Here is a 15,344-nt window from a genome sequence, read left to right as displayed (position 1 = left end):
AAAAGTAACTATTCCTTCACGCTATCCACCGGATTCGCATTCGCCGCCTGCCAATTCTGGTAGGTGACGGTCAGGGCGGTGACTAAGGCCACCACTAAGAAGGCGAGGGCGAACGTCCACCAGTAAACCGGCGTGCGGGAAGAGAAATTCTCCAGCCACTTCTGTACACCGTACCACGCGAGCGGTGCGGCAATGACGAAGCAGACCGCCACGATACGCAGGTAAAACAAGTTGAACATCGCCAAGATCTCCCCTACCGTCGCCCCGTGCACTTTGCGGATGCCGATCTCCTTGCGCCTGTACTGCGTCTCGAAGACCACCATCCCGAACACGCCGACGATCGAGATCACGATGGCCAACAGCCCGAAAAGGCTGATCATCATCTTCAGGTATTGTTCCTTCTGGTACAAGTGATTGAAAACATCGTCATAGAAACGGATGTCGAACGGGTAAGCCGGATCGATGTCCGAAAGGGTACGGCGAATATGCCCGACCGCCTCCTCCACATTCGTGCCGCCTTTCAAGCGGATGTAGGAAACATGCATCGGCCAGTCGTTCACGACAAATGCCACATCCGCCTCCGGCCCCTCCTTGCGAAAAGAAACGGCCCGCACATCGCCCGCGAAACCGGCTATATACCCGTTGCCATTTCCGGACAGTTCGTGCCCGACCTCCATCTGCATACGTTCGCGAGCCGAACGGTTATAGATATAAGTGTCCACCGAATCCCTTTTGGCATCCGCCTCCATGAAATCGCGCCCTTCGGTAACGGGGATTCCCATCACCCGGAGAAAATTCCACGACACGGGGATCATATAGGTATAAAACTCCTTTCCGTCATACTCCATCGGCAGCATCGAGTAGGCATCCGACCCGCCCATGACCGACGCGGCGAAAGCGACATCTTCTATCCCCGCATATTCCTTCAATTTGGAGACATACACATCCTTATGCTGCTTCGCGATCGTTTGAGGCAGTTCGACGATCGCCACCTGGTCCTTGTCGAACCCTAAGTTGAACGTGCGCATGTAGTTGTTCTGCAACTGCACAAACATCGCCCCGACGATCAAACCGATCGAGACGATATACTGGAAGCCGATCAACACCGTGCGCATCCTCCGTCCGCTCCGCGACAGCCCAAAACTGCCTTTCAACACCAATGCAGGCGGAAAAGAGGTCATATACCAGGCCGGATAGGCGCCTGCCACCACCCCGACCAGCACGGCGACCAGCAGCATGCCGCCCATCAACGGCAGATGGTTCTGAAGCAACGTATCAGCCTCGACAAACGACAGCCACTGCGATCTGTTCAACAAGAAAACAAGCAGGAAAGCGACGAGTGAGGCCAGCACGCTGATGCAGACCGCCTCGCCCACCAACGACCGGCGCAATTCGGCAACCGAACTGCCTAACACCTTCTGCGTATTGATGCTTCTCATTCGTATCGGAGCGAGCGACGTGCTGAAATTGGTAAAATTGATCCCCGCAATCGCAATGACCAGCAAGGCGACGAAGAAAAGCAGGCGTACCGTACCGGCATTCCCGCATTCGAAAAAGTCCGGCAACTGCCCCGGCATATAATAAATGTCCGTCAACGGAACCAGTTCTATCCGAGTGCCCTCATCACAACCATGCCCTTTGAAATCGAACGATTGGTTGAAGTTGTCTTCCACCACCTGCCGCGCGTCGGGACTGTCGAGCAGCATATAGCCGATAAAATTCTGGGAAGTCCAATCATTCTCAAACATCTTGTTCACCCGCGTGTACAGGCAATTATCCAACTGCGTGTTCCCCGGAAAATCCCGATAGACCGCTCCGACCGTCAGGTCGCGAACGTCTCCTTTAAAATAAACCCGTTCCTCCAGATGCAGCCTCTTCCCGATGGCCGACGTTTCGCCGAACATCCGCCGCGCCATGCTTTCCGGCATCATGGCCATTTCGGGTTGTTCCAGGCAACGCGCATCCCCGTCGATGATCGTAAAGCCGAACACCTCAGCCAGGCCGGGATAGCAACCTCTCAACAATTCGGTGAACCCTTCCCGCCCGTTCTCCTCCCCGACGGTCATGTATTGCCTACGGTAATCGATGGTCAGCAGCGTGGCCGCCTCGATATGGGGCGACGACCGGTAGACGGCATCCGCAAAGGCACGGGGCAGAATAGGGGCAAACATATCCTCCTCCATCTGCTGCCTGTCCAGGCGGACAATCCGGTCGGCCGTCGGATGGCAACGGTCGAAGTTGCGCTCATATTCGATCTGCATCATAATCACCAGAAAAGCGGCAAAGGCAACGGAAAGTCCGGCAACATTCAGAAACATGGCCATCTGAAATCGCCTGATAATACTCATGAAATTACGCATAAGTGTTTTCATCACTGATTGTATTTGTTTTTATTTGCCTAATACTATGCAAAAATTATGCCATTAGAGCTAAACAGCTGAACAACAATATTATACCAAAACAGTTTCATTCTACGTCTGTCAAAATTATAGACAGGTGTGTCCAAGATTTTGACAGTTCCGCGCCACCGCCCCCTGTCTTCCCGATTTTTCAATTGTTCTTCACGCTGTTCACCGGATTCTCATTTGCCGCATGCCAGCTCTGGAAGAATACCGCCAAGAAGGAGATGATGAGGCAGAACAATCCGGCGGCGATGAAGATCAGCGGCGTGAGCGTGATCCGGTAGCTGTAGTCCGCCAGCCATTGCCGCATGAAATACCAGCTCAGCGGCGTCGCGATCACGAACGCGATCCCGACATACGTCAGGAAGGTGCCGACGAGGCGTACCAGGATCCCGCGGTTGTCCGAACCGAACACCTTGCGGATCGCCACCTCCTGCGAGCGTTGCTGGATGAAATAGGTCGACATCGCCAACAGCCCCAACAGCGAGATCAGGATCGCAATGCAGGCGAAGATCACCACGATCTTGGTCAGACGGATCTGCGACTCGAAATGCTCCTGGATGCCTTGGTCGATAAACTGCCCTTCGAAAGGAACGCCCGCCACCTCCTCGAAGACCTTGCGCACCGACTCGTACGCCTTCATCGGATCGCCCTGCACCTCGATCACGTAGCTCCACGGCCACCAGCCCGACTCCGTCTTCCGGAAACGGAACATCACCGGCGAATTTTCCTGCGTGATGTCTCTCAACTGGAAATCACGGATCACCCCTAAGATAGGCTTCATATCTTCGTTCATCTTGAAAGAAGGGGCATCTTCCGGCAATTCCATCTGCTTAAAGGCCAGTTCGTTCAGGTACCAGCCTCCGTCGGCATCGGCCAACCGGTTGTCCGACTTGATCTCGAAACCGAAGATATGGAAAGCGGCGCTGTCGACCTGCACCTGCTGGAAACTGAGCGATTTGCCTTCGTATATCCCGCTCAGGTTGTTCGTCCCGCTCGAAGGCGTCCCGTTGCTGTGGCCGACAGCTTTGACCATCGGAAGCTGGCGCAACAGATCTTCCGCCCGTTCCATCTCGCTCTCCGTACGGAAAGAGTTTTCCGATTCGATGATGTTCGTCGTGTTGTAGCCCAACGGTGCATGGATCAGATGGTCGATCTGGAGGTACATCGTCAGCGAAGCGGTGATCATGGCGATCGTGATCACATTCTGGAACGTGATGAAGAACTTGCTGAACACCATCTTCGTCTGCCGGCGGAACGTCCCGCGCACCACGTCGATCGGCTTGGCCGATGAGATCATCACGGCCGGAAGCAATCCCGACAAGGCGCCCGTCAGCACGATAAACAGGAGGATCGCCCCCATCCAGAGCGGCGTCGCCAACACGTCGAACGTCAGCCGCACCTGCAGCAGGTCATTGGCAAACGGCAGCGCCGCCTTGGCGAGCAACAGCCCGATGGCAAACGAAACGACTGTCAGGAAGGTGGCCTCCAGCATCAACTGCAGGAACAGTTCCACACGCGAAGAACCCAAGAGGCGGCGGGTCGCCATCTCCTTCGCCCGCTGCCCGGCCTGTGCCACCGTCAGGTTGATATAGTTGATGATCGCGAAAATCAGGATCAGGATGCCGACGGACATCAGGACCAATGAAAAGCGCCTGTCGCCCTGGTTCAAGCTGTGCGACTCCGTGTTTCCGAAATAGATCTCCGAAAGCGGGACGACGCGCACCTCCTTTGCAAATTCCATCTTGTAAAGCCAATACCGCTCCTTGAAAAAGCTCATTATTTCGTCTGTCCGGGCCTTCAAGTCCATCCCCGGCTTCAGCAACAGGAACGAGACGCACGAGCCGGCGTTGCCCGGATTCGTCTTCGACAACGACTGGTTGAACTCCGACACCCGCTCGATACGCACTAACAGGTCCGTGCTCGGAATCACCGAACGGTTGATGTCTTCCATGATGCCGGTCACCGTGACATTGGTCGAATCGTTGATGTGCAAGGTCTTCCCGATCGGTGTGTCGGTACCGAAGGCCTTCCGGGCAAAGCTTTCCGAAACAACCGCGCTGTAGGGATCATCCAAAAGCCGGTCGCGGTCGCCATCGAGCACCTTGAACGAAAAGAGGTCGAAGAACGTCGAATCCGCATACACGATATCGCCCGTCAACTTCTTGTCTCCATAAAGAATTTGTTTATTCTTCCCCTGGTCTATGACGACCGGGCAGACTTTCTCGATCTCCGGATACCGTTCCTCCAACCAATAAGGGACGGGAACGGCCGATTCCAGGAATATTTCATTGCCGACGGTGACGATCCGCTCGTAATTCGCTTGCTGTTTGTCGATGTTCAACTCCCGTTCCACATACACCGCGATCAGGATCACGAACATCAGCGAAACGGACAGCCCGAAGACGTCGATCGCCGTATATCCTTTGTTCCTGCTCAGGAACTTCAGGAAAGATTTTATATTTAACAGATTGTTCATAGTGTATTCCATTTATAATTCATCACTCCATATCCATATCTCAGAAAAGGACATATCCGACTTTCCCAAGCCGGATATATCCGCAAAAAACAATTGAATGTGTCTATGTGTTACTTACAAAAATTAAATGAATTCACTTACGGACGATACGATGCTGCCGTCGAACAGGTTGATCACCCGGTGGGCGAAGCTCGCGTCGTGTTTGGAGTGTGTTACCATAACAATGGTGGTCCCTTCTTTGTTCAGTTCGGTCAGGAGCTGCATCACTTCGGCGCCGTTCTTGGAGTCCAGATTACCGGTCGGCTCATCGGCGAGGATGATCTTCGGGTTCGAAACGACGGCGCGGGCGATGGCGACACGCTGTTGCTGTCCTCCGGAGAGCTGCTGCGGGAAGTGGCTGGCGCGGTGGCTGATGTTCATGCGTTTCAGGATGTCGTTGACCATCTGTTTGCGTTCGCTTGCCTTCACCTTGAGGTAGGTAAGCGGCAACTCCACGTTCTCAAATACGTTCAGTTCGTCGATCAGGTTGAAACTCTGGAACACGAAACCGATATTTCCTTTACGTACCTGCGTACGTTCTTTTTCTTTCAGGTGGCCGACTTCCTTGTCTGCCAGGTAATAGTCACCCGATGTCGGGTTGTCCAGCAAACCCAAGATATTCAGCAAAGTGGACTTGCCACAACCGGAAGGGCCCATGATGGCCACAAACTCACCGTCCTTCACTTCCATCGACACGCCGTTCAATGCAATCGTTTCTACCTCTTCCGTACGGAAAAACTTACTTAATCCTTCAATTTTAATCATGACTGTATCTGTTTTTATTGATATTTCATCTTTTCTTGCCTACTTATAGGCAAACAGCGTGCCAAAGTACATAAATTATTTATTTACAGCATCCTAACTATTTCGATATTTTCCGCGAGTGTCTAATTTTTGGACAGTGGTGTAAAGATATTGGACACTCGCAGGAAGCAACCGCGAAGAAATTTATCCCCATTCGCTCTCCTCTTTGAAGTCGAAACGTTCGATCTTCGTCACCTGTATTTCTCCGTTCCGCAGCAGATATTCGTTCCCTTTGAACTTTTTGTCCAAATCATCCAACGAAAAAGAGATGTCCGAAGTTCCGACTGCAAAGCGGTAGAAAGAGGGCATGACCTTGCCGTCGGTTTTCGATTCGATCACCTTATAGGCGGCTTCCTTGTCCTTCCTGAAGGCGTTGAGAAACTCGTCCAGCAATTTCGGATTGTCCTTTTTCGAGAATGTGATCGTGGTCACTTCCTTCACCGGTTTTTTTGTTTTCCGGTCCTTGTCGTAGATCACGTCGACACTCACCTTTTCCATCGACTCGCATTTTTTCATCAATGCATTCAAATTCGCCTGTGCCAGCAGATCGCCAGCCCAGCTCCCCGTCACCAACAGGGCGGCTGTCAAAATAAGATTTCTTGTTTTCATACTTTTTCACTATTTGTCTTTATATTTCCTTTCCAATCTCTCCACATCCGATTCGAACCGTTCGACCTCGTCCTCTTTCGTTTGGATATTATCCATTGTTTTCTCGTACTGCCGCAAAGAACGCAGCGCCAGCCGTTCCTTCTCGTACTGTTTCTTTTCCGCCTGCCGGATCACCTCGTCCAGTTCCCGCGCCACCGCTTCGGGTATCTCCGTCTTCACTCCGCCCCTGATGATGTAGCTGCCGGCATAGGGGTTGAACTCCTCTTCCTTGCCGCCGTCTTCCTTGTTCAAGAATAAGAACAGCAACAAAGAAGCGGCCACCGCTCCTCCTATCCCTATCCACCTCTTAAAAAAAGGGACTTTGCGGACCGGCTTCGGAGGGTTCCGCCCCTCTTCCACCTCCCGGACGATCCCGGTTTCAAAAAAACCGAATACCGGACGGTAGGTTTTCAAATGCTCCGGCAAATCCGGGCGGGCGAAGAAGGCATATAGCTCCTGCTCCTCGACGTTGGTGGTTTCCCCTTCGAAGAAACGTTCCAACAGGTTCTCGATATTGGTATATTCGTCTGCTTTCATCTTGTTACATTTGTAAGAATAGGTCCCTGACTTTTTTACGTGCACGCGAGAGGTTCATCCGGACAGCTTCGGGCGTACTGCCGGTCAATTCGGCAATCTCCTTTACTTCGAAGCCGTCGACATGCTTCATCCGAAGTATCGTCTGCTGGAGGCCGGGAAGCTGCTCCATGATATGCATCACCTGGCTGACACTGTCTTTCTGCTCCAACGCGATATACGGATCATCGTCTGCCGCAAGCATCGCCGAGCCGGACAACTTTTCCGGCCTGTACTGGAACGCCCGGAGACGGTTCAGGCAAAGATGTTTCGTGATCTGCACGGCAAGCGCCTCCACGCTGTCGTAGCGTTCGAGTTCATCGCGGATATACCACATCTTCAGGAAAACCTCCTGCACGACATCCTCCACCTCCTGCGGGTCATCCAGCAAGCGGCGGGCGCATCCCGACAACTTCCCCCTGAGCGGTACGACTTCTATTTTAAACTGTTCTTGTTCCATTCTATTTAAAAGACACGCCACCCGGACAAACGTAACATGAGGATTGAAAAAAATACCCGGCAGGCATTTCGACTCACCTACCGGGTACTTCCGATTCACCTGCCGGGCAAACAAGGTCCCGGTTTATTCCGATTTTATGCTTTTCACCGGATTCTCGTTCGCCACATACCAGGAACGGAGTACGACGCAGAATCCGATCACGGCCAGCAACGCCAAACCGCCCAGGATAAAGATGAAGACGTTCAACGATATCTTTTCGGGGAAATTCTCCAGCCACTTGCCGCCTGCCAGATACGTGCCGGCCAAACCGATCATGACAGCCGGCAGACCGATCATGAGGATATTGTGCAACAACAACTTCAGCACATCGCCCGCCGTCGCCCCGTTCACCTTGCGGATCGCGATCTCCTTGCTGCGCCTGCGTATCTCGTCCGAGACATAGCCGACAAGCCCCATCAGCGTAATCAGCAGCATGAAAACGGCCGCCACTGCTACCGAATTGCGGAAACGCTCGGTGTCGCGATACGACTCATGCAGCTTGTCGCGATAGGTAGTCAGCACGATATCCTGGTCCGGCAGCAACTCGCGCAGGCGGTTTTCCAACATCGTGAAAGATTCGGGAGACATCTCGCGAAGGCGGATGTTCATATAGAAAGAGTTCCAGCCACCCAACCCGACGATCACGACCGGGGTCTGCGGGGTAAAGGCCGAGCCGACGATAAAATCATCCAACACACCCGATATCACGACATCAAACAGCCCTTTGCATTTGTAGACCTTGCCGACCGGATTGCCTTCCCAGCGCAGGACTTCCAGGAAACGTTTGTTGACCAAAGCCGGAATCGGATCTCCGCCAAGACGTGTCGGGATATTCCCGCCCTGCATGATAGTCAAGCCTAATGTTTTGACATAGCAGGAGTCGGCAAACTCAAAGCGCAAAGTGGTCAATGCCTCCTGTGTCTCCGGATCGATAAGAGGCGTACCGCTGAAAAAGTTGCAGACCAACTGTCCGGAATACGTGATATTCTCGATCTCCGGAGAACGCATCAACTCCGTCCTTACCATCTCCTGCCGGGCAGCCGGTATGCTGTCGAGATTGCAAAACACCAGATTGTCCGGCTGATAGCCCATGTCCTTGTCCAAAATCCGGTCATACTGCATCAGGATAATCGCCAAGAACATCAACATGAAAGCGGCACACGCTATCTGGACACCCAGCAAACCCTGCTTCCAACCCCGCTTGCTATAGTTATAGAAACGGAACGCCTGCGTCACGGGGATAGCCGAGAAAATACGGGCCGGCACAACGCCCGAAAGCAACACCACCAACAGGACCAGTCCCAGTGATAGCAGCAACTGGCGTCCGGCAAAAAGCGAACCGAGCGTCACTCCTGTCAACTCCGTAATCCAATCCTCTCCGGCCAGGATCAGCAACACCGTACAAACCAGCGAAACCAGGATCAGGATCACCGTCTCGGACAAATTCATCATGAAGATATTGCCCGAACTGGCCCCGTTGCTTTTATAGATCGCCATCGTACGGGAGCGGGTGGCCAGGGAGGAAATGGACATCATCACATAGTTCAACGAAACGGACACCAAGATCAATGTCGCCAAAATGGACAGGACGAGCAGCGTCAGTTTCGTTTCCTTATTGTCCGTATGCAGCGTCGTGACCGGCTTCAGATAACAATCGAACATATACCCGTTTTTCTTCATGGACTCGCGGTCCATGTGCCGTTCCAACATGGCGGGAATCGCTTTTTCATTGATCTCCTTCAGGTCGGCGTTCGCTTGCAGGCGGACATATCCGACATAGCCGTCTCCCCCGTCCCAACTGTTGCGGCTGTTGTCGGCTATCGAATAGATGATATCGAAATCGAGATGCGAGTTTTCGGGCACATCCTCGAACGTCCCGACCACCGTTAGAACCGACCGGTGCCTTTTGTCACCGAAAAGTATCTTTCCGATCGGGTCTTCACCTTTGAAAATACGGCGTGAAAGCGACTCGGAGAGAAACACGTTACCGCCAGTCTTCAATCCCATCTCGTCACCCGAAAGGATTTTGAGCGGCAAAGTCTTGAAGAACATCGTATCGGCCATAATGCCCCGGACCGCATAGCGGTTTTCCTCTTCGAATATCACTCGTTCCCCGTTTCCGGTCGTGCTGGTCCCGGCCACCACGCCCGGTATTTCGAGCGGCATGGTCGGAGCTATCGGCTGGAACGAATAGCTTTGCTCGGTCGAATGGGAGGTCTCGGTCCCTACCCCGGTCGTATAGATCATTTGCACCTGATAAATGTTCTCCACATCCGGCAGGAACTTATCATAACTCACATCGAACGCGATACGGGCAAACAGGATCAAACCGATCGCCAACCCCAACGTCAGGGTGAAAACCTTGATCAGATTATTCCCCCACGCGTTCTTCAAATAGCTGATTGTATAAAATAGTTGTTTCATAACTGAATATATTATCTATGATATAAAGACACCCCGATCCGGCAATCCTAACATCCCGCCGAATATCTATTCCGACTTCAAGCTCTCGACCGGATTAGCATTCGACACGGCCCATGCACGGTACAGGATACAAGCGACGATCAACACATAGACCATCATCGCTCCGGCCAGGAAGATGAAGAATCCGATAGGCGCCTTTTCCGTAAATTTCTCCAACCATCCCGTACCGGAATAGTAGGCGACCGTCATGCCGATCACGATGGCGGGAATCGCAATATAGGAAATGTCTTTCGAAATCATCTTCAAAATATCCCATGCCGTCGCCCCATTCACTTTACGAATCGCAATTTCGCGTCCACGGCGGTTCGTTTCGTCGCTGGTATATCCTAACAGGCCGATCAAAGCGATAATCAACGTCACGATACCCCCGATCATAACCGAGTCGCGGAACGTGCGGGAATCCTTATACAGGTCTATCATATCCATATAATAAGCCGTCACCGTAACATTTCGGTCGGGCATCATATCTTCCAGCACCTTTTGTACCTTTTTTATATTCTCCGGAGACATCTCATGGAATTTGATCAGGATCATCGGTGCATACTTATCATAGAACAGGACGGTCGGGCGTGTATCCGGATTACCGGTACTGCCGATACAAACATCGTCATACACACCGCAGATGGTAAACGGCTCTCCATTATGGCTATGTTCCGTAATTATAACATTCTTGCCAATCGCACTCCCGGTCCAGCCAGCCACCTGCTCCATCTTCTTTACAAAAGAGCGGCTGACCATCACCTTGTTCGAAGCCGACCCGTCAGAACGGAACACCTCTCCTTCGATAACCGGAATCTCCATCAAGGAAAAGAAATCATCCTTTACCCAATACATATCAGCAATGTTGAACAGTTCGCGGTCTTCTCCGGGAAGTGAAACATTATTTCCCGACATCCCTGAAATCGGCAGGTCATAGCAGGCAGAAACTTTGTCAACTTCGGGTATCTTGCGCAATTCCTCGATGGCCGTATTACGGACGGATTCTTCCACTCCCTGTGTCGAGCAATAAGCCAGTTTCTCATAGGCATATCCGGGATCGACATTCACCATATAGTCATATTGCTTATTGATCACCGACAATAACGCCACCAGATAGGCTGTCGCCAAAAACTGTATGAACAGCAGGCAAAGTTTCCAGTACCTGCGGGATTCCTTAAAATTGCGGAATGCGGCAGCCACCGGAATGCGCAGGAACATATAGGTCGGGATCAAGCCGGTAATGAAAAAGATCACGATGCAGACTCCTATCAGTATCACAATGGTCTGTGTCGAGAACAATGCCCCCAACGTAGCCCCTAACAGTTCTTCCGTTTTCGTACGGAACAAAACGATCAGAAAAGCGGCAAGCAGCAAAGAAATCAGCATGTGCAAACACGTCTCCGACATGATCATGCCGAACAGGTTCTTATCCGAAGCCCCGTAACATTTATGGACAGCCACCTCTTTGGTCCGGTTGATCAGCGTGGAAATCACGATAAGCACATAATTCATCGCAGCCGTAAAAATGAGTACAAAAGCCAGGAAGCCCAACAGGGAATTCATGCTCTTCACCTCGTCGCTGTTACTGTGCATGTCCATCAACGGAACCAAGCTATAAGTCAAATCGATCCCCGCTTTTTTCACCTCTTCCAGATCGCAATGCCGTCCCTGCATTTCGCGAATGGCAGTCGTCAGGCTTTCCGGATCAGTGCCGGGATAAAGTTTTACATACCCCAGATAGCGGTCATTCCCCAGCCAGTTTTCGCGGCTCCATTTGCTCATGCCTTCCAAAGATGCGACAATCTCAAAACGCAAGTGGGAATTTTCAGGTACATCTTCAAACACGCCGCCTATCGTATAGGTTTGTCCCGGACTGGATTCAAATTCGAATTCCTTGTTCAGAGCCTGTTCGGCACCTCCCAACAGTTTGGCGATGCGATTCGAGATCATGACGTATCCCGGACGGGACAAAGTCTCTTTCGGATCACCGATCAGGATAGGACGCGGCAAGAGATCGAAAACATTCGTATCGCCCATCATGACATAGCGGGCGGAGTAACGGTTTCCATCCTTTGTCTTAAACAACTCCTTGTCTCCCCCGATATAAGTCAGACGGGTTGCTTTTTCAACCTCCGGTATCTCGACCTGCATGGCTGTGGCCACACCTCCGCTCACCTGTCCGTAAGACTTATATTCACCATCCCGGATAATGTTTTCGTGCAACCGGTAAATGCGGTCGCTGTCCGGATAAAACTTATCAAACGAACGTTCAAAACAAACTTTCGATATCAGGACAAGTCCCATCGCCAATCCGACTCCCAAGGATAAGATCTTTATCCCGTTACTTCTGCCTTTCTTAAAAAGCGAACGTAATGCTATGTTCAAATTTTTCATATCGTGTATTTATTATATTCTGCCCATTAAAGTTCAAAAAGCGTGCCAAAAGGATCAACAACCTATAATACAGACAGATAAAGACACTATCACTTTTTAAAAGTGTCCAATTATTTGACAATGGTGTACAATAATTAGACACTTGAAATTTTATTCGGATTTCAGGCTGTTAACCGGATTATCATTGGCAATCTCCCAGGTGCGCAGTACGACCGTTACCAACACCAACAGCCAGATCGCCAATGCGCTGCCAACAAAGATAAACACGCTCAACGGTATCTTTTCAGAGAACTGCTGCAACCAATTTTCTCCCATTATATACGAACCGATCACCCCGAATATCACAGCCGGAACAGCCATATAGAGCACATCTTTCGAGATTATCACCAAGATATTACCGACTGTCGCCCCGTTTATCTTCCGGATCGCTATCTCTTTGCTGCGGCGATTCGTCTCGTCCGAAATATAACCGATCAATCCGATCAGGGTGATCAGGAATGTTACAATACCTCCCAACATGATGGAATTACGGAACAGACGGGACTCGGAATACAGATTCTTTATACTTACATCATACGACGCTATGGTTATGTCTTTATCGGGAAGAAGATTTTTCAGGGTATTCTCGACAAGTTTCATATTTTCGACTGTCAGTTCTTTATGTAATTTGACAGAGACCATGCGCCCCGGTTGACTTGAATAAAACAGGACTGTCGGAGACATAATTTCCGAACTGATGGCACCGACACGAATATCATCATACACTCCAAGAATCTCAAAATCGTTCGGCATCCCATGTCCGCTCAGGTATATCTTTTTCCCGACAACCCCCTCTTTCCAATCCAATATAAGCGCGAGTTTTTCCGCCGTTGTCCGGCTAACCATAGCCACACGTGCCGAATCCGAATACGAACGGTCAAAGGCTTTTCCTTCAATAACTTTAATGTTCATTAAAGGAATATAATCAGCATTTACATATCCCATATCCGAAATATGCAAGATGGCATCATCCCCTCCTTGACGAAAAATCATATTGCCGTTACCAGACTCGATCGGTAACCTGTTAGAAGCTGCGACGGACTTCACTTCCGGCAATTTAGCCAATTCATCCATCACCGTCTGTATTGCAGTGCCGTTCACGCCCGGAATGCTTGAATAGATAACCCGGTCATACGAATAACCCGGATCATCCGTTACCATCCGGTGATACTGCAAACCGATAATCAATAACAGGGTTACCAAAAAGCCGACTGCAATAAACTGGATGAACAATAACACCTTCTTCCAAATCCGTCGCGATTCCCTATAGGAACGGAAAGCGGCAGCAACCGGTATCCGCGAAAAAAGCAGGGAAGGAAGCAAGCCTGCAAACAAAAATACCAGTACACAAACACCCGCCAAAAGTAAAACGGTTTGAACCGTGAACAATCCTCCTAACGATGCTCCCAACAGCTCTTCGACCATCCCGCGAAAAGCAAGTATCAAAAGGGCGGAAACAATCAGAGATACCATAAGATTCAGAAACGCTTCAGAGAAAATCATATCCGAAATATTCCAAGTGGAAGCGCCGTAGCATTTATGAACAGCAACATCTTTCGAACGTGTCACCAACGATGAAATCACCAACAGTATATAATTCATCAAAGCGGCAAACAGTATGGCAAACGCGATCAACAACAGCATCACAGCCATTCCTTTCACCGCAGAAGAAGTAGCATAAACTTCTTTTAAGGGTTTCAGCGTCAAACTATATTCAAGCCCCATTTCCTCCAATTTTTCAGAAGGGACATGCCGATCCAGCATTTTTGCCATTTCAGCTTCAAGGCTGGCTTGCTCCAATCCGGGTTGCACTTTAACATAAGCCTTATAGCTATCAGCACCAAACCACCCCTCTTCATTGCTCCATCCCCTAACTTCTTTATTGGAGCAAAGTGAAAGCATCACATCATATCTCAGGTGCGAATTTTCAGGAACATCTTCAAATACACCTCCGATATTGATTTTCTTACCGGGAAAATTGATAATTTCGAATGTCATCCCGACAACATCTTTTCCCTGACCGATCTTCTCAGCCATACTTTCGGAGACAAGTGCATATGAAGGTCTCGAAAGTATTTCCTTCGCATTTCCTACCAACACCTTACGCGGCAAAACATCGAAAAAGCATTCGTCCGCCATAATAAAGTCGCCTTCATACCGATTCTTGTCCGATGTAAAACACACACATTCCCCCAATTGTTGACCGCGAGTGGCAGCAACGACTCCCGGAACCTCTGCTTTCATACCTGGAGCAATACCTCCACTGACATGATCTCCATCTTCCAACTTCTTTTCACCCAATTCCATATTTTCCCGTATCTGGTAAATACGATCTCCATCCGGATAAAAATCGTCATAAGACAATTCGAAACAAACCTTGGCAATCAACACCAACCCCATGGCAAGGCCAACTCCCAATGATAAAATCTTAATTCCATTGTGTCTCCCTTTTCTAAAAAGCGAGTGGACAGCAATTGTCAAGTTTTTCATATTTGTAGTTTTTTTTGATTTCACTATACATTATTATAATGAAATATATTCAAAAAGTATGCCAAACGGACTAAAAATGTAATAATCAAACAAATACACATTAAGGCAAACCATCAGAGTGTCTAATTATTGGACATCGATGTATAAATATTGGACAGTACACGAAAGACCAGACAGCATACAAATAACACTTCTGGAACCGGAGTCAACACTACTCGATTACAATAAAAAATCAACTCTAAGTTTGCGTAAAGAAAAAAGCTGAGGTTAATTTATATCTTTGTTGTATGAAGAAAATAGATTAACCGACTAACGGAAATACAATAACCCCTCTAAAATGAGCATTTTTAAGCACCATTGATAATCAGCGTTATACGATGTATAAGATTATTAATAAATATTATCCGCAAGGGAAATTTCAAAGGGTCTTGTTCACTTTTGCTGTATGGTTACTTTTTGTGTATTTAATTAATAAAAGAGCACAGCTTAAAAAATAAAAGTCTATATTATAAGT

Annotated in this window: 9 protein-coding genes; all 9 read right to left on the bottom strand. The window is 49.8% G+C overall.

Going from position 1 to position 15,344, the window contains the following annotated elements; all coding sequences use genetic code 11:
* Positions 1-8 precede the first annotated feature (8 nt).
* Complete coding sequence (locus RDN79_RS04705) at positions 9-2,372, bottom strand: ABC transporter permease (RefSeq protein ID WP_298547405.1); 2,364 nt, start codon at positions 2,370-2,372, stop codon at positions 9-11.
* A gap of 178 nt (positions 2,373-2,550) precedes the next feature.
* The gene (locus tag RDN79_RS04700) at positions 2,551-4,881 is read right to left on the bottom strand and encodes an ABC transporter permease (RefSeq protein ID WP_298547407.1); all 2,331 of its coding nucleotides are present in this window, start codon (positions 4,879-4,881) and stop codon (positions 2,551-2,553) included.
* A gap of 123 nt (positions 4,882-5,004) precedes the next feature.
* Positions 5,005-5,685 (bottom strand): ABC transporter ATP-binding protein, encoded by a 681-nt coding sequence (locus RDN79_RS04695; protein ID WP_293672642.1) that lies wholly within the window; start codon positions 5,683-5,685, stop codon positions 5,005-5,007.
* A 183-nt stretch (positions 5,686-5,868) separates the two neighbouring features.
* Entirely contained in the window at positions 5,869-6,333 is a 465-nt protein-coding gene (locus RDN79_RS04690; protein ID WP_298547410.1) for a DUF5024 domain-containing protein, read from the bottom strand.
* 9 nt (positions 6,334-6,342) lie between these two features.
* Positions 6,343-6,909: a hypothetical protein gene (locus tag RDN79_RS04685; protein WP_298547412.1), complete on the bottom strand. Its 567-nt coding sequence runs from the start codon at positions 6,907-6,909 to the stop codon at positions 6,343-6,345.
* Positions 6,910-6,913: 4 nt separating this feature from the next.
* Positions 6,914-7,405: an RNA polymerase sigma factor gene (locus RDN79_RS04680; protein WP_298547414.1), complete on the bottom strand. Its 492-nt coding sequence runs from the start codon at positions 7,403-7,405 to the stop codon at positions 6,914-6,916.
* 123 nt (positions 7,406-7,528) lie between these two features.
* Positions 7,529-9,868, bottom strand: a complete 2,340-nt coding sequence (locus RDN79_RS04675) for an ABC transporter permease (RefSeq protein ID WP_298547416.1) — start codon at positions 9,866-9,868, stop codon at positions 7,529-7,531.
* A 66-nt stretch (positions 9,869-9,934) separates the two neighbouring features.
* The gene (locus RDN79_RS04670) at positions 9,935-12,301 is read right to left on the bottom strand and encodes an FtsX-like permease family protein (RefSeq protein ID WP_298547419.1); all 2,367 of its coding nucleotides are present in this window, start codon (positions 12,299-12,301) and stop codon (positions 9,935-9,937) included.
* A gap of 150 nt (positions 12,302-12,451) precedes the next feature.
* The gene (locus tag RDN79_RS04665; RefSeq protein WP_298547422.1) at positions 12,452-14,830 is read right to left on the bottom strand and encodes an ABC transporter permease; all 2,379 of its coding nucleotides are present in this window, start codon (positions 14,828-14,830) and stop codon (positions 12,452-12,454) included.
* Between the last annotated feature and the right edge of the window lie 514 nt (positions 14,831-15,344).

Origin of the sequence: uncultured Parabacteroides sp., assembly GCF_902493135.1 — a bacterium.
Classification (GTDB): Bacteria; Bacteroidota; Bacteroidia; order Bacteroidales; family Tannerellaceae; genus Parabacteroides.
This window is presented reverse-complemented; position numbering and strand designations above follow the sequence as displayed.